The 16,183-nt window shown below is 68.6% G+C and carries 15 protein-coding genes; 3 read left to right on the plus strand and 12 right to left on the minus strand.

All coding sequences use genetic code 11. From position 1 onward, the window contains the following. Positions 1–30: 30 nt before the first annotated feature. Complete coding sequence (locus tag JWP64_RS13620; RefSeq protein ID WP_297496289.1) at positions 31–483, minus strand: VOC family protein; 453 nt, start codon at positions 481–483, stop codon at positions 31–33. A 159-nt stretch (positions 484–642) separates the two neighbouring features. On the opposite strand from JWP64_RS13620, the gene JWP64_RS13625 reads away from it, so the two are divergent. Then, positions 643–1,137, plus strand: coding sequence for an ABATE domain-containing protein (locus tag JWP64_RS13625; protein ID WP_297496291.1), 495 nt, complete (start codon positions 643–645; stop codon positions 1,135–1,137). 271 nt (positions 1,138–1,408) lie between these two features. Further along, positions 1,409–2,809 (plus strand): glycosyltransferase family 39 protein, encoded by a 1,401-nt coding sequence (locus tag JWP64_RS13630; protein ID WP_297496292.1) that lies wholly within the window; start codon positions 1,409–1,411, stop codon positions 2,807–2,809. 144 nt (positions 2,810–2,953) lie between these two features. On the opposite strand, the gene JWP64_RS13635 is transcribed toward JWP64_RS13630, so the two are convergent. From JWP64_RS13635 to JWP64_RS13665, 7 genes are all read right to left on the minus strand, one after another. Beyond that, on the minus strand, positions 2,954–3,121 hold the full coding sequence (locus JWP64_RS13635; RefSeq protein WP_297496294.1) for a hypothetical protein: 168 nt from the start codon (positions 3,119–3,121) through the stop codon (positions 2,954–2,956). A 17-nt stretch (positions 3,122–3,138) separates the two neighbouring features. Beyond that, positions 3,139–4,821, minus strand: a complete 1,683-nt coding sequence (locus JWP64_RS13640) for an ABC transporter family substrate-binding protein (protein WP_297496296.1) — start codon at positions 4,819–4,821, stop codon at positions 3,139–3,141. A gap of 72 nt (positions 4,822–4,893) precedes the next feature. Next, complete coding sequence (locus JWP64_RS13645) at positions 4,894–6,954, minus strand: ABC transporter ATP-binding protein (RefSeq protein ID WP_297496298.1); 2,061 nt, start codon at positions 6,952–6,954, stop codon at positions 4,894–4,896. After that, positions 6,951–7,895 (minus strand): ABC transporter permease, encoded by a 945-nt coding sequence (locus tag JWP64_RS13650; RefSeq protein ID WP_297496300.1) that lies wholly within the window; start codon positions 7,893–7,895, stop codon positions 6,951–6,953. The genes JWP64_RS13645 and JWP64_RS13650 overlap by 4 nt, the downstream gene beginning before the upstream one ends. Continuing rightward, positions 7,892–8,869 (minus strand): ABC transporter permease, encoded by a 978-nt coding sequence (locus JWP64_RS13655; RefSeq protein ID WP_297496302.1) that lies wholly within the window; start codon positions 8,867–8,869, stop codon positions 7,892–7,894. Before JWP64_RS13655 ends, JWP64_RS13650 begins: the two co-directional genes overlap by 4 nt. Positions 8,870–9,175: 306 nt before the next feature. Further along, positions 9,176–10,357 (minus strand): amidohydrolase family protein, encoded by a 1,182-nt coding sequence (locus JWP64_RS13660; protein ID WP_297496304.1) that lies wholly within the window; start codon positions 10,355–10,357, stop codon positions 9,176–9,178. Further along, positions 10,345–11,688 (minus strand): glutamine synthetase family protein, encoded by a 1,344-nt coding sequence (locus JWP64_RS13665; protein ID WP_297496306.1) that lies wholly within the window; start codon positions 11,686–11,688, stop codon positions 10,345–10,347. The genes JWP64_RS13660 and JWP64_RS13665 overlap by 13 nt, the downstream gene beginning before the upstream one ends. A gap of 375 nt (positions 11,689–12,063) precedes the next feature. Here JWP64_RS13665 and JWP64_RS13670 point away from each other — a divergent pair, with 375 nt between their 5' ends. Continuing rightward, positions 12,064–12,306: a hypothetical protein gene (locus tag JWP64_RS13670; protein WP_297496308.1), complete on the plus strand. Its 243-nt coding sequence runs from the start codon at positions 12,064–12,066 to the stop codon at positions 12,304–12,306. A 340-nt stretch (positions 12,307–12,646) separates the two neighbouring features. Here JWP64_RS13670 and JWP64_RS13675 read toward each other — a convergent pair whose 3' ends face one another. The 4 genes from JWP64_RS13675 to JWP64_RS13690 form a co-directional block, all read right to left on the minus strand. Beyond that, positions 12,647–13,168 (minus strand): SET domain-containing protein-lysine N-methyltransferase, encoded by a 522-nt coding sequence (locus JWP64_RS13675; RefSeq protein WP_297496310.1) that lies wholly within the window; start codon positions 13,166–13,168, stop codon positions 12,647–12,649. A 38-nt stretch (positions 13,169–13,206) separates the two neighbouring features. Continuing rightward, positions 13,207–13,425, minus strand: coding sequence for an RNA polymerase-binding protein RbpA (locus tag JWP64_RS13680; RefSeq protein WP_297496312.1), 219 nt, complete (start codon positions 13,423–13,425; stop codon positions 13,207–13,209). 151 nt (positions 13,426–13,576) lie between these two features. Then, on the minus strand, positions 13,577–14,392 hold the full coding sequence (locus JWP64_RS13685) for a methyltransferase domain-containing protein (protein ID WP_297496314.1): 816 nt from the start codon (positions 14,390–14,392) through the stop codon (positions 13,577–13,579). Between the two features lie 459 nt (positions 14,393–14,851). Beyond that, on the minus strand, positions 14,852–15,139 hold the full coding sequence (locus tag JWP64_RS13690; RefSeq protein ID WP_297496316.1) for a TIGR02611 family protein: 288 nt from the start codon (positions 15,137–15,139) through the stop codon (positions 14,852–14,854). Between the last annotated feature and the right edge of the window lie 1,044 nt (positions 15,140–16,183).

Genomic DNA, 16,183 nt, shown 5'->3' on the forward strand with positions numbered 1-16,183 from the left:
CCACGTCTCCACGACAGGCCGCGGCCCGGCCTACGCCGCGCAGAACTCGTTGCCTTCGGGGTCCTGCATGATCGACCAGTGCCCGGCAGGTCCCTCGTCGACCTCGCGGACGCGGGTTGCCCCCAGCTCCTCCAGCCGGGCCACCAGCTTGTCGAGGCCGCCGGGCTCACTGTGGACGTCGATGTGCAGGCGGTTCTTGCCGGACTTACCCTCGGGCACGTCCTGGAACAGCAGCCGCCGGCCGCGGCCGACGCCGCTGGTCTGGTCGAACGAGTCCTCGGGGTGGCGGATCGCGGCGTAGCCGCGGAAGGTCTTGCGGCCGCGATGCTCGACGACCGCCTCCGCGCCGATGCGGCCGGCGGCCAGCAGTTGCTTGATGAGCGCGCTGGGGTCTTCCACCTCGTACTCCAGGGCCGCAGCCCAGAAGTCCGCGAGGGCGGACGCGTTCGTGCTGTCGATGACCAGCTTCCAACTCAAAGCCATGTAACCAGTTGTATTTGTTATATGGACTCCGCCGCAACCAAGGTGTTGACGCTGTACTCCCCCCATACCGTGTCGCCTACCGCTTCGATCCCGGCGCGCTGTGCCTGGAACCGCTGACCACCAGCGGCACCGGCCGGCCCCTACCGCCGGTACGAGGTCTTGCACGAGGCCGCCGACCTGGCCGCCTGGGCGGACCGGTCGCGGCTGACCCCGACGCCCGTGCTGGAGATCCCACAAGCCGAGGTGGTGGACGCGCGAAGGCTGCGCGACGCCCTGCTTCGGGTGGTCATCGCCCACACGCGCAGCGAACCGCCCTCGCCCGATGATCTAGAGGTCGTCAACCAGGCAGCCGTCCGCCCGGCCCTGGCATCCGCCATCGCGCCGACCGGGAAGCGGCGGTGGGCCGGGACCTCCAACGGCACGCACCTGTTGGCCACCGTCGCAAGGGATGCCGTGGAGCTGTCGACCGGTCCCTACGCGCACCGCATCCGCACCTGCGCCGCCGAGGACTGCCACCTCGTCTACGGCGACACCTCACGCCCCGGCCGCCGCCGCTGGTGCTCCATTGAGCACTGCGGCAACCGCCACAAGGTAAGGGCACTGAGTGATGGCCGTTCGGCCGATGCCGACCGTCCTATCGGCCGATTCCGTTGATGTGGTGCCGACCTAGCCTCGGTGATCATGACCGACCGCCCGCGCTGCCCGAGACCGACCCCGCGACGCGCTGGACGCGGTCGCGCTCGCCCCCACCGCGCTGCCCACCACCGAGGCGAACCCGAAGGTCGTCTACGTCGCCTCGCCGCGCTCCGACCTGCCGGGCGCTCCCTCCGCCACGGCGACGTTCGACATCGACAAATTCCGGATCGACGACCGGCCCGCAGGCAGCCGCCCCCGGTCAGAGGGTTCGACCCCACCGTTGGCTCACGTGCCGGTACTGGCCCTGAGCGCGCTGGTGGGACTGGTGCTGCTGGTCAGGAGTGGTGCCTCCACAGGCATCGTCTACTCCATCGACGAGTCGTACTTCGTGGCCGCAGGACGTCGTCTCAGTTGGGGGTACGCCGATCAGCCGCCATTGACACCCCTGCTCGCCCACCTGATGGACAGCGCATTTCCCGGCTCGTCCGTGGGACTACGCCTCCCCGCCACACTGCTCACCGCAGCGGGCGTGGCAATTGCCGCGCTGATCGCCCGCGAGCTCGGTGGCGGGCGCCGGGCGCAGATGATCGCCGCGGCCAGGTACGCACTGGCAATGCTGCCGTGGGGCCAGATTCTCTACCCCGCCACGCTCGACGTGTTCTTCTGGACACTGCTCAGCTGGCTGCTCGTGCGTTGGGTCCGCCTCCATGGTCAAGGTCAGCGCAACGATGGGCTGCTGCTGGCCGCGGGAGTGGCAACGGCCCTGTCGTTGCAAACCAAATACCTCATCCCGGCTCTGTGGGCGGTTCTCGCCCTCAGCATTCTTGCGGTCGGCCCGCGTCAGATGCTGCTCCGGCCGGCGCTGTGGGTCGGCGGTGCACTGGCGGCACTTTCTGCGGCCCCCGGCCTGCTGTGGCAGTCCCGGCACGGCTGGCCGCAGATCGAGGTGAGCGAGGTCATTTCGGCTCAGGGCAAGACCGATATCCTGGGCGCGCTGTCGGCCGCCGGTCTGCCAGCGGGTGTGCTGCTGCTGGGCTACGGGTTGTGGCAGCTTGTGCGTTCGCCCCAGCTGCGTGCCTATCGGTTCTTCGGCTGGACCGTCATCGGCCTGCTGGTGGTCTTCGTCATCGCAGGCGGTCGTGATTACTACGCCTTGGGGATCTATCCGGTGTGTTTCGCCGCCGGAGCGGTGGAACTCGAACGACGTTGTTCCGCACGTTGGCGGGGCTGGCTCATCATCTGGCCGGTCATCGCCGTGTCGGCAGTAGCAGTTGCTCTTGATCTGCTTCCGGGCTCACCGGCCGAGTCCGACTCCCGTCAGCAGGCCGACCGCGTGGCCATGGCCTACCGCTCTCTGCCGCTGGACACCCGCGAGGAGGTGGCGGTACTGACCGAGACCTATACCCAGGCTGGATATCTGGAACGGTTCGGTCCTCAGCGTGGCATGCCGACGACTGTCTACAGCCCCAACCGTGGTTTCTGGTATTTCGGCGCGCCCCCGGAGCCCCTCCAGGCCGTCCTGTACGTCAGTGGCAACGAGCCCGCTCGGCTGGAGAACCTGCGCCGGCACTTCAGCCAGGCCAAGCAACTCGTGGCGGGCGAGGAGAACTCCGGCGTCGGCTCGGTGTGGCTGCTGGAGCGTCGGCGTGCACCCTGGGCGGAGATCTGGCCCGAGGTGTACTACCTGTGAGCAGCTTTCCTGGCGCCAGGCGAGCCGGGGTTGGGGCCGCGGGCGGGAAGCCGGGGTGCACACCCCGTTCGGGTTGGCCAGGGACACCGTCACCTTCGCCGGCTGGTAGAGCGCGGTCGAGTAGTCGGGCGCGGCGTCCGATCGTCAGCGGAGGAGTTCGAGGCACTCGTGCTCGGCGAAGTCGGGCACCGGCAGCCACACCACCGTGATGTACCTGCGCGAGATTCGGCCGCCGGCCCAGGACGTGCAGGCGACGAACGACGACGCCATCACCAGGAGATGCGTGGTCGTTGATGGTGAGAGTGCCACCACCCGGTACCCCTCCGACGCTACTTCTGCCAGCCGATCATCTCCGGATTCGCCGTGAAGAACCGCCCGGCCCCGTAGTTGGCCAGTCCGGTCCTGACCGCGGTGATCTCCGGCAGGTTCACCGTGGGCAGCACGCCGTAGGTGCTCAGCGCCGCGGTCTCCGCCTCGGCGGCCTTCGCGTACTGCTCCTCAGGGGTGGGCAGGGTGTTCACCGACCTGATCAGCCCGTCGTTCCTCGGGTCGTTCACCCCGGATTTGATCAGTCCGCTGGTGGAGCAGTAGATCTGGCAGATGTAGGCCAGCCCGAATGGGTCGGACTGCGAGATGCCCGAGTAGAACATGTCGAACTGCTTGCCCGTGACGATCTTCGAGAAGTCACCGGACGGCACCTGGCGGATGTCCATCTGTGCCCCGATGTTCTTCAGCATCGCGGCGGTGCCGCCGGCGATCGCCTTGCCGACCGCGTCGTCGCCCGTGTTGACGTAGGTGAACGTCAGCGGCTGCCCGTTCTTCACCCGGATGCCGTCCGGACCGATCGTCCACCCGGCCGCGTCGAGGTCCTTCCTGGCCTGCTCGGGGTCGAACCGGATGACCTTCTCGACGCTGTCGGTGTAGCCCTTCTGGAAGGGCAGCAGGGTCATGGAGTTCTGCGGGTCGGCGGAGTAGTCCAGCCCGTTGAAGTGGAACCTGGCGATCTGCGTGCGGTCGATGGCCTCGAAGATGGCCTTCCGCACCTGCGGGTCGGACAGGATCGGGCTCTGCCCGTTGAGCGTGAAGTAGTCCAGTTGCAGCGACGGACCCTTGCGGATCTCGGTGCCCGGCTGCCCCTGCACCTGCGCGAAACGGTCCTTGCTGCCGACGCCCACGGCGTCGATCTGGCCGTTCTTGAACGCGTTGAGGCTGGCCGAGTTCTCCATCGCCAGGAACGTCCGGGTGTCCAGCTTGCCCCGCTTGCCCCACCATTTCGGGTTGCGCTCGAAGACGACGACGCCGTTCTGGGGATCGTACTTCTGCACCTGGTACGGGCCTGCGCCCCACTCGTTGTGCGGGTTGTTGACGTATCCCTGGTTGTACACGGCGGGGCTGGCGGCCATGGGGTTGAGCAGCACGTTGAACAGGCCCTGCCACCACACGTCGACGCCCTGGAAGGTCACCACGGCCTGCCGGTCGTCGGTCCCCCGCGCCACCGACGTGATCCGGTCGTAGCCGTCGCTGGAGCTGACCAGGTAGGCCTGGTCCTTGCCGTTGCTGGTCGTCCATGTGGACTCGAACGAGCGCCAGTCGATCGGTGAGCCGTCGTTGTAGGTGGCCTTCGGGTTGATCGTGTATGTGATCTTGGTGTTCCCGTCGACCGTCTCCGGCCTGACGTCGGTCAGGTAGTCCGGGTTGTACACGGCGTCGCCGTCGGCGGTGAAGTTGATCAGAATCGGGTTGTACCAGCGCCACACGGTGAGCGTGTACGCCGACCCGTCGGTCTGGAACGTGTTGAACTGCGGCGAGATCTCCGACAGCGACGTGGTCAGCGTGCCGCCGTCCTTGATGTTGTCGTAGGGCTGGGGGTTGTACTCGGCCTTCGCGGCCAGCGACTGCGCTGTCTCGCCGCCGTTCCCGCCGCCCGGTCCGGAGCCGCTGCAGGCGACCAGCGTCATCGACAGCACGGCGATCACCGCGAGCGCTGTGCTCCTCTTCACGGTCCTGTTCACGACGCGCATGATCCGTTCATTTCTCTGCGGGGACAGCGTGGGTGCCGCACGCGTGTACGGCCATGACGGGCATCAGCGGAAGTGGCAGGCGTTGCGGTGATCGACGTCCCCCCCTCCGGTCAGTGCCGGCGTCTCGTCCGTGCAGCGGGCCCGCTGGGCGTCGTCGAGGGTGAGGTGCAGGGGGCACCGGCTGACGAACCGGCAACCGGGGGAGGAGTCGGTCGGGCTGGGCAGGTCGCCGCGCAGCAGCACCCGCTTGCGGGTGCGCTCGACCTGCGGGTCGGGCACTGGGATCGCCGAGAGCAGGGCCTCGGTGTACGGATGGCGGGGGTGTTCGAACACCTCGTCCACCGCTCCGATCTCCACGATCCGCCCCAGGTACATCACGGCCACCCGGTCGGAGATGTTCCGCACCACCGACAGGTCGTGCGCCACGAACAGGTACGACAGTCCCAGCTCGGCCTTGAGCTCGTTCAACAGGTTGATCACGCCGGCCTGGATCGAGACGTCCAGCGCGGACACCGGCTCGTCGAGCACCACCAGCGACGGGCTGGTGGCCAGCGCGCGGGCGATCCCGATTCGTTGCCGTTGGCCGCCGGAGAACGCGGTCGGGAAGCGGTCGCTGTGCTCGGGGTCGAGCCCCACCAGCTCCATCAGCTTCTCGACCCGCCGGCCGATCGCCGCGCGGTCCGCCTCGCCGACCGCCCGCAGGGGCTCCGCGAGGATGTCGAAGACGGTCAACCGGGGGTCCAGCGAACCCATCGGGTCCTGGAACACCATCTGCAGCCGGCGGCGCAGCTCACGCTCCGCGCCCCGCCCGCGCAGCTCCGCGACGTCCACGCCGCCGACCCGGAGGGTGCCGTGCTCCGGCCGGCGCAGGTTCATGATCTCGACCAGCGTCGTGGTCTTGCCGCACCCGGACTCGCCGACCAGGCCGAGGGTCTCGCCCTCCCGGATGTCCAGGCTGACCTCGGACACCGCGTACACCCACCCCACACGGCGCTTCAGCAGCGCGCCCTTGAGCAGCGGGTAGGTCTTGCTGACGGCGGTCAGCTCGAGCACGGCCGGGCGCTGGTCACGGGGCAGGGCCACGGCCGGCGACTCGGGTACCGGGGGGAGCGGGTAGACGGGGGCGCCGTCGATTTGGCCGTCCTCGATCCCGTCCGCGCGGATGCAGGCCACCGTGTGCCCGGCGGTCGTGCGCGACGCCGGGCCCAACTCGGGTTCCCCGTCCGCGCACCGGGCCACAGAGATCGGACACCGGGGCTCGAACGGGCACCCCGGCGGCAGGTCGATCAGCAGCGGCGGGTTGCCCGTGATCGGCACCAGTGGCGCCCGCGCCGCGCTGTCGACCCGGGGGACGGCACCGAGCACGCCGATTGTGTAGGGCATCCTCGGCCGCGCGAACAGCACGTCGACCGGCGCCTTCTCCACCGGCCGTCCGGCGTACATGACCATCACCTCGTCCGCGGTCCCGGCCACCACGCCGAGGTCGTGCGTGATGAGGATCAGTGCGGCGCCGGTCTCGGCCTGGGCGAGCTTGAGTACTTCGAGGATCTGGGCCTGGACCGTGACGTCCAGCGCGGTGGTCGGCTCGTCGGCGATGAGGACCCCCGGGTTGTTGGCGATCGCGGTCGCGATGACGACCCGCTGCCGCATCCCACCGGAGAACTCGTGCGGAAACGACCGGGCCCGGGCCGCCGCGTTCGGGATTCCGACCAGGTCGAGCAGCTCCACCGCCCGTTTCCAGGCGACGTCCCGGTCGAGGTCCTGGTGGATCTGCAGCGCCTCGACGAGCTGGCGGCCCACCGAGAAGATCGGGGTCAACGAGGACAGCGGGTCCTGGAAGATCATGCCGAGCTCGCGGCCGCGGATCTTCGACAGCTGCCGGTCGTCGAGCCCGAGCAGGTCGCGCCCGTTCAGAGTGATCGATCCGGACACGGCGGCGTAGTCCGGCAGCAGGCCCATCACCGCCATGGACGTGACCGACTTGCCCGAGCCGGACTCGCCGACGATGCCCAGCGTCCGACCCGGGTGCAGGTCGAAGTCGACGCCGCGGACCGCGTCCACCCGGCCGGCCTCGGACGGGAAGGAGACCTCGAGGTCGCGAACCGACAGCACCGGGACACTCATGCCCGGCCCCCGGACCGTGAGGTCGGGTCGAGGGCGTCGCGCAGCCCATCACCGATCAACGCCATCGACACGGTCAGCAGGGTGACCAGGCCTGCCGGGAAGTAGAACAACCAGGGCGCGCTGGACACCGTGTTGGCCCCGTCGCTGAGCATCGTGCCCAGCGAGACGTCCGGCAGCTGCACACCGAACCCGATGAACGACAGCGCCGTCTCGGACTGCACGGTCGCCACCACGCCGAGGGTGAACGAGACGATCAGCAGCGAGCCGATGTTGGGAATGAGATGGCGCAGCACGATGCGGACCGGCCCGACGCCCATGTACCGGGCGGCCTGCACGTACTCCCGCTCTCGCAGCGAGGTGGTCAGGGACCACACCACTCGGGCGCCGAACATCCACCCGAAGACGGTCAGCACGAGGATCAGTACCCGCCAGTCGCCGTGGGCCCGCTGCGAGACCAGTGCCAGGATCAGGAACGAGGGAACGACCAGCAGAAAGTGGACGACCCCGAGGATGATCTTCTCCGGGAGGCCGCCGAGGTAGGCGGCCGCCGCACCCACGAACGCCGCGATCATCGTCGTCAGCAGGGACACCGCAAGCGCGATGACCAGGGACCGCTGCAGGCCGTGCACGGCCTGGGCATAGGTGTCGTTGCCGGCGCCGTTGGTGCCGAACACATGCTCGGGCGAGGGCGCCGAGCTCAGGTTGGCGAAGTCGACATCGGTGTAGGTGTAGCTGGTGAACAGCGAGCCGGCCAGGGCGAACAGGATCAGCAGGGCCAGGATGGCCAGCCCGACCACCGCACCCCGGTTGCGCAGGAACCGGCGCAGGTAGAGCCGTCGCCGGCTGGTGTGTCTCCGGCCGACGCCCCGCTCCTCGACCGCGCTCGGTACCGACGAGACATCGTCGACCAGGGGCTCGAGGCCGGGAATGTTGGCGGTCACGAACCGGTCACCCGCACTCTCGGGTCGAGGGCCACCACGGCGAGGTCGGCCAGGATCGCGCCGAACGCGGTCATCAGGGCGCCGAACGCGGCGACGGCCACCGCGCCGTGCACGTCGTTCTTGCTGATCGTCGTCACGAAGTAGCGGCCCATGCCCTCCCAGGCGAAGATCGTCTCGGTCAGCACCGCGCCGGTGAACAGAGCGGGGACGGTGAACGCGATGGAGGTGGCGACCGGGATCAACGAGGTGCGCAGCCCGTGCCGACGGATGGCCTCGGTCCGGGTCAGCCCCTTGGCCCGCGCCATCCGCACGTAGTCGGCGTTGATGTTGTCCAGCAGCAGCGAGCGCTGCAGGAGGTGGTAGCCGGCGTAGTTGATCACGGTCAGGGCGATGGTCGGCAGGGCCAGGTGTCGCAGCCGGTCCAGCACCAGCGGCCAGAACCCGGTGACCGTGGGGGACTGGGCGCCCGCCACGAAGAGCAGCGTGCTGCCCAGAGAGCGGTTGAACGCGATCGCCAACAGCACCACCGCCAGGCCGGCGACCGGGACCGGGATGTTGAGGGTGATGATCGACAGGCTCTGGTTGAACCGGTCGGCGAAGCGGTACTGGCGGGCGGCGGTGTACACGGCCAGGGCGATGCCGATGACCGTGGACAGGATCGTCGACAGCAGCACGAGCTGCGCACTGACCCCGATCCGGAAGGCGATCTGGCCGTTGACGGCCTCCCCGACCGGGGAGTATCCCCAGTTCCAGTGCAGCACGATGTTGCTGATCCAGTGCCACCAGCGCACCAGGAGCGGGGTGTCCGGACTCAAGTCGTATTGCGAGAGGGCCCGGTCGATCTGCTCGGGCGTGCGCGGCGGCCGCAGCTGCAGGTAGTTCGCCCTCGGATCCAGGAACCAGTTGGCCAGGAAGTAGGTCAGGTTGGTGGCCAACACGATCATGAGCGTCCAGCTGACGATCTTTCGGGCCACGTACCTCAGCACGGATGCATCACCGGCAATCCGGCCATGGGTGCCCCGGCGGTGGACCACGAGCCGTCGATGAACTGGTGCCGCACCCGCCCGATCGTCCTCGTCCAGGGTTCGGCGTCAAGGCCATGGTGAGACAGACGCGTGGCCAGCCGGACACCGAGTCAGCCGCGCGGCCGACGAGGAGCAGCAGCGCGGCGGCCACGAGCGGCATTCCGACGACGGTCGCGCCAGCAGCCCCCGAATACTTCCGCCGCCCGAGCGCCTACTTCACGCGCCTTCGATCGATAGCCGCGGGATTTGTGCAGCTCAGAATCCCGCCGATGGGCAGCTGTTCCCGATGGCTCCGAGTTGGTACAGCCTCGCGGCGTTCTCGCGGCCCACCATGTCGGCGATGCGCTTCGCATCGGCGAGGGACCAGTCGCCATCCTCGACCCACCTACCGAAGGTGGTGGTGATCGCCCGGCGCCACAGTGCCGCACCGAGATAGTGCAGCTCCGGTGGCCCCCATCCGTCGGACGAGTAGAGCAGCTTGGCGAACGGAGCAAGCTCGAAGGACTCGGCGAGGACTTCCCGACTGCGCACGCCGACGTGGTTCAGCGCGAGGCCGACATCGATGTGAACATTGGGAAACGCCTGGGCCAGATAGGCCGCCTCGCGGTGGTAGGGATAGCAGTGCAGCAGCATGATCGGCACGGCGGCGGCCTCTGGCAGGCGCAGGAAGTCCAGCAACCGGACGGGGTTCGCCTCGTGCAGGTCGAGGTCCCGGTCGCCGAGTCCGGTATGGATCTGGATCGGCAGGCCTCGCTCGACTGCCGCGTGCAGCCCGTGCCGCAGCAGCACCGCGTCGACCAGCCGCCCGCCGCCGGCGTCGACCCACCGCTGGGCGGCCTTCGCGACGTCGCGGCGGCTGGGCCGGCTCAGGTCGATGCCGAAGCCCGTGCGGTACGCGAGGACGGATTTCACGCCCACCGCGTTCCGCGTGGCCAGCGACAGCCGGGAGCCGAATTCGTCGGCGTACTCCCGACCGGGCACGCCGTCGGCCGCGAGCTCCTCGGCCAGCGACTCCAGCCGGACGATCTCGTGAGCGGCGCTCCCCGACGCGGCCGCCATCCCGTCAGGACCGAGGACGGTTTCGGCGGCGAAGCCGGTGTCCAGCAGCCAGTCCGAGACCCCCGCCGCGCGTAGGAAGCGCTCGGTCACCTCGGCCACGCCGAGCTCGGTGCGCCGCGTCCAGTACGCCTCGACCGAGGCCCGTTCGGGCAGGTCGAGCAGCGGCGCGCACCAGCGGCGGATCGCGAAGCCCAGCTGCGAGTCGAACTGGGTCATCCACTCCGGGACCGGCTCGGGCGAGCCCTCGTTGAGATGGACCTCGAACTCGGCACGCCCCAGCTCCGCGGTGAACGCGCCGTGCACGTGATGGTCGATCAACGGCATCGACGCCACGTGCTCGGCCAGGCTCATGGTCGGTGTCCGGCTCAGCTCGACCACGTGAAGCGGAATCGCTCGGCCAGCACGGCGACGTCCTCCTCACCGTAGGTGTCCAGCTCGTGGTGGCGCACCGCGCTGAGGGCCGTGCGGATCTCGGTGCCGAGCAAGCGCTCCGCCAGCGGTGAGGCGTCGAGGGCGGCGAGCGCCGCGGCCTGATCCACCGGCAGCCGGACGGCTGCCCCCGCGCCGGTCAGCCCGGCCGGGTCGACGGTCACCTCGGGCGGCAGGGCCGCGCCACGGGACACGCCGTCCGCGGCCAGCCCGAGGAAGGCCGCGGTGGCCAGGTAGGGGTTCGCGGACGGGTCGATGCACTTGAGCTCGACGCTCGCGCCGTGTGGGTTGCCCGACGTCGCGGCGCAGAGCCGCACCGCGGCCTCCCGGTTCTCCAGCCCCCAACAGGCGTAGGCGCCCGACCAGCGCCCGGGCTGGAGTCGATGCGTGGACAGCACCGATCCGGCGAACACGCCGAGCAGCTCCGGCAGCCCGGCCACGATCCCGGCGATCACCGCCTCGCCCTCGGGTGTGAGCCCGTGCGGCCCGCGGCCGCCGGAGAGCAGCGGGACGCCGTCGCGGAACAGCGAGAGGTGCTGGTGCGCACCGTTTCCGGCGCCTCCGGCGAAGGGCTGCGGGGAGAACGAGGTGGTCAGCCCGTGGCGCCGGGCGACCCGGCCTGCGAGCAGGCGGGCCAGGACGACGTTGTCCGCCGCGGTGAGGGGGTCGGTGGGGCTCAGCGAGAACTCGACCTGGCCGACTCCGTACTCGGCGTGCACCTGCTCCAGCGGAAGGCCCACCGCGGTACACATATCGACGAGGTCGAGCACGAATGGCTCGACGTCCAGGACGGGCCCGAGCCCGTAGGCGTTCCAGGGCCGGCCGACCTGCTCCGGCACCACGAGCTCCAGCTCGGCACCGACCAGCGCGGTCAGCCCTCGTCCGGCCAGTTCCGCCTGCGTCCGGCGAAGGAGACCACGGGTGCAGACCGGGACCGGATCGCCGTCCTGGTCGAACATCTCGGCCGGTGCCCACGCGAGCCCGTCGCCGAGCACGTGCAGGGCGGCGAGATCCGCTCGCAGCCGCAGGTCCCCGACCACGCCGAACCCTGGTCGGAACGCGATGGCGTTGTCGATGCAGAACACGTTCCAGCTCGGCGACGCGCCCACACCGGCGACGTGGAATGCCCGAGCGCGGACGGTCGGGACGTGTTTCGCCCTGATCACGCCGGCGGGGTCGACAACCGTCCCGGACAGTAGCCGGATCTCACTCTCTGCGAGACCTGCCGCCGCGGCAGCCAACTCCGCCTCGTCGAGGACCGGCATCGGGTAGTTGAGCACCCTTGCACTCCTGATGATCGGCGCGGGTCGGCGGCGTGGGCTCGCGGGGCACGATGGGCACGATCCAAGGGGATTCCCGCATCAATCGTCGGCCCCGAGACTCGCCGGATACCGGAGGTTACTCGTTCACCCGAGAACGGGCGGTCCTCGGCACTGTCCGCCGAGCCAGCGTGGACGTTCGAGGGAACGGCTGTTCGGTTGAACCGGCAAGAGGCGCCGAAGCCGTCTGCGGATCCGCCGACGGTGCAGCGGCAAGCTCGTCGACTGGCGGGGAACGCGTCGATCGCACCGTTCGTCTGGTCCGCCGGCGCCTGCGACTTCTGCCGGCAGTGATCAGCGGAGTTCCTGAGGGGCCTACCAGGGTCTTCGCCTCGCGTGGAGTTGCTGCTGTTGACCGTGGTGGCCAATGTTTCGTGCCACGTGGCATTCCACGAGAGAGACAGTTATCTGAGTCAGTTCGAGGCCTTCATGCTCGGCGAAGTCGCTGAAGCCCTTGATGTTGAGGGTGGCGAGTGGGAGTTCTCGGGCGAGGCAGCAGGCGGCGACCCAGTTATCGTTCACCGGGCGCGGACGGCCCCGGCTCAAGGTCTACGCGAAGTGCCTCGACGGGCAAGGTGAGGCTGCCCGCCGGCGGGTGTTGGAAGCGCTTGGCTATCGGTAGATCGCCGCGGCGGACCCGCTCGGCGGCGAGCAGGCCGGAGACGAACAACGCGGTGTCCTGGGGAGCACGCCGGAGTAGCTGACAGGATCGGGCACGCAGGATCTCGGTATCGGAGCGACGGTCTGTGGAAGGACCGTCTTCCTACCGAGGTCCTGCACCCCGAGCTGATCATCCTCACGTCCCCGCGTGTCGCCCCGAGCCGCCGCTCCCGCTACTGGAAAGGCTCACCGTCATAGCAGACGTCACACGGCGATCTGGGGGAGTGCGGCTATCGGCGCGGATAAGGGACAGCGGCGACTACAGCACCGTCGCGCTGGCCGTGCTGTTCATGGTCTCGCGCCCGAGGGTGTCCGTGGCGCGCTTACTGTCGATGTCGGTGAGGTAAGGGGCGACGAATCCGCGGTAGGCGGACTTGCGGTGGGCGGGCAGATCCTTCCAGTCGGTGATGAGGTCACGGCAATGGCGCGATCCGCATTGGCAGTGGGCAGGGAAGTGTTCGACCGTGTAATTGCGCATGGCGTAGTCGAAGGTGATCTCCTGGCCGGAGACGATGAGCTCGCGGGCGACGAAGGCGTGGGCACCGCTGGAGTTGAGGTGGATCCCGCAGTTGGGATCGCAGGAGTGGTTGGCCTTGGTGATCGGGCCGCCGTGCAATACGAAGCGTTCGGCGCTGACCTGGGAGGCGTGCGAGTGGTTGGCGTCGAGCTCATCGTCGATGACACCGACCATCACCGTCTCACCGATCTGGAAGGACCGGGTGGCGAACACGCCGCCGCCCGTGGCCTCGGTGCTGTGGAGCTCGTATCCCTCGTCCAGCAAGCCCTGCTCTCTGATGAGTATCGGCTGGCCCGGTGAGCTCAGAGCCGGGACAGCGCATCGCCCAGCGCCGCCACGGCGGCGGCGTCGGGGCGTCGGTCCCGCAGATGGTCGAAGTGGGTGTTGAACGGCTTCTCGATCGCCGGCTCGGGCGGCTGAGTCTGGTCCTGGGCGGCGCGCCAGGCGCACCGGCACGACCACTGCTCGGGAACCGTGGCCGACACCGCCAAAACCAGCCCGGTGATGGCCGCGGGCCTCACCAATACGCCACTGGCCGACGCGGCTCGTCGCGCAGTTGCCCGAGCCGACCAGCAAGCCGACGTGACTGCATCTCACGTAACGACCGACGCCATGACGCCGCTGCGTGAGGACGGAGGCGACTGATGACGCCCGTGTTGCCTCGACCCAGAGCTACACCCTTCCCACCGTGATCATCTCTACCATGCAGAAGTAGAAGTTCTCGTCGTCCAGGATCCCGGACGCCGGGTCGAACGTGGCCTCCCACCGCTTCCGGTCGTCCTCGGACAGGTACGGCTCCGCCGTAGTCCCCAGCCATGTCGCGTTCTTCGTCAGATACCGCTTCTCCGCGTTCCTGAGTGGAGAAGTCATCTGGATCACGTACGGTCGCGTCGTCACGTCCTGGAATCCTGCAGACCGGAAGGCCCCGTGCATCTTCTGGCCGATAAAGTTGTCGAACGGTGGCTCCGGCGGGTTCTCCTTCAATGCCCTTGCGGCCGCTTCCATCACCTTCGCCGCCAAGTGCTCCTCGACCGGGTGGAAGATCACTGCCCCTCCATCGAAGTCCTTCGAGAACACGCGGCCCCGGGAAACACGCATCGCCTCCCCCAGGACCACGGACAGGTCAGTGGCGTAGCAGCAGCAGTTCCCAAGGAAGACGGCGTCGAAAACGTTGTCATCGAACGACGTCGCCTCAAAATTACCCACCTCGAAATTCATATTTTCGTGTAGGGGGTGATCGGCGAGGCGTGAGACGGCATAGCCGATCAGCTCTCTAGAAAGATCGAACCCGGTGACGCGCCCACCAGGCGCGACCTTCTCGGCGAACATCGGCGCCCACAGGCCGGGTCCACAGCCCAGGTCGAGTACAGCGTCCCCCGGCTTCAACCCGAGGTCGTCGACCATCCGCCGCCTGTCGAAGTACTTCGCCTCATGGTGGTCCAAGAGCCATCCGAGGGAAGAGAGCTGAAGATCATCGCTCGTGGCCATTGCGCGCCTCGCTAGTGGTCGTCGACCGGGCAGCCGAGTGAAGGTCCGCTTCGCGGATTGGTCGTGTCGCACCCGATGGAGTTCCCAGAACTCGGCATCGGCACCGTCCGCGAGTCCGCGCAGCAACTGGGGCCTGCCCTCCCGCTCCGCCGCCGAACGCCTCGCCCAGACCATCGCCCACCTCCGCGGACTCGACGACGACAAGCACACCCGGGTTTGATAGCCGCCGGCGCTGGGGGTCAGCAGGGACGGCCGAGCCGACACCTGCCCTGACCGAGCGGGCGAGATCGCCGCCAACGGGCGGCTTACGCCCATCGCGGCGCCCAGCTTCGCCCACGCCGCTCGGGCCGCTCGGGCCGCTGGGATGGTGGTGGCCCGGGCCCATTCGGTCATGTTCTCCAAGTGACGGGCTGCTTCCACGATGTGGAGCAGTTCGTCCTTGGTGAGCTCAAGGACGTCTCATCGCTCGTAGTGGGTGCGGGCGAAGGTGAGGACCCTCTGGGCGCGTTCGAACTCGGTGGCGAGGAGGGCGAGCCCGGCGAAGACGACGAGCCAACCCGGGCCCGGGTAGGGGATCATGATGATTCCGGCGATGACGACCACGCCGCCGGCGATCCCGACCCCGGTGCGCCAGGCCCGGTCCGTGGCGGGGTTCCGGCGCAGCCCATGCCGGTAGCGCCGGTAGCGGTCCTTGAGTGTGGGGCGTCGAAGGTCGGTGCCGTCGGGGTTCTCGGGTTCAGGGGGCATGGCTCTCCCTTAGTGGCCTCGGGACGATTATCGGGTCGGTGTGGGCCGTGGGTAAGGGCGTGACCCGGACAGCGGCGAACCACCAATCAGCACGGACAGCACCCGGTCTCCTGCTGCTAGTTCTGATGGCTATCACTCGAGGCGGCATGGGAACGTCCTGGGAACGATCTTGGGAACGTCATGGGAAAATCCACCCGACCACGCTCGCTCACGGCCACCGCCAGTCGGACACAACAAGATCGGCCCCTCACACTGTTTCAGCAGGTGAGAGGCCGATTCTGGCTGTTGGCACTTGTGGTGCCCCCGGCAGGATTCGAACCTGCGCCACCGCCTCCGGAGGGGCGGATCGGATGCTGCCCGTCTGACTCTCTGACCTGCACAGGACCCGCTGGGCGCCGACTACGGGCGACGACTTCTGCACGTATTCGGGAGGAGCTATCACTGCGGGGCTGCTGCGCCTGTGCCTCGGCTCCCGTGAGTTGGAAGTTTGACCCAGCCGCTGCCGTCCCTCGGATCACGCCCGCCTGAAGGTGAGCGGGCGACTTCGGAAACAGCCCGTGCCTCTGACCGGCGGCGATGCGCGGCGAAGGCCGTCGGGGTCGTGCAGTTGAGCAGGTAGTGGGGCCGAAGACCTGAGTGCCTGGTGAGTGACTGTCACTCTGCTGTCACTCACCTGTTACTACTCTCTCCGCAGGTCAGGGCACATTTAGGTAGGTAGTGACAGATATTGTTGTAGGAGGTCCTGCCAGGCGGGGCCCGGGCTGACGGAGTCCGGCGGGAGGTCAGGCGGGCTCGCCTAGGAGCTGTTTAGGAAGTCGCGCACGTGTCTGGCTGCGCGTGTCGGTGCGCGGGAATGGGTGAGATCTCCGGTAGGTGATCAACGACCAAGAAGACCGCCCGCCCGGAGACCTCGTTGCGCAGCCTATCGATCGGAGCACGTAAGGACCTGACGGACCGGCAGTGGCGGATCCTGGAACCGCTGCTCCCGGCTCCGACGGGCAGGGGCCGACCGCGGAAGTGGAGCCACCGCAGGTTGATCGACGG

The sequence above is a fragment of the Pseudonocardia sp. genome (assembly GCF_025465255.1).
GTDB lineage: Bacteria > Actinomycetota > Actinomycetes > Mycobacteriales > Pseudonocardiaceae > Pseudonocardia.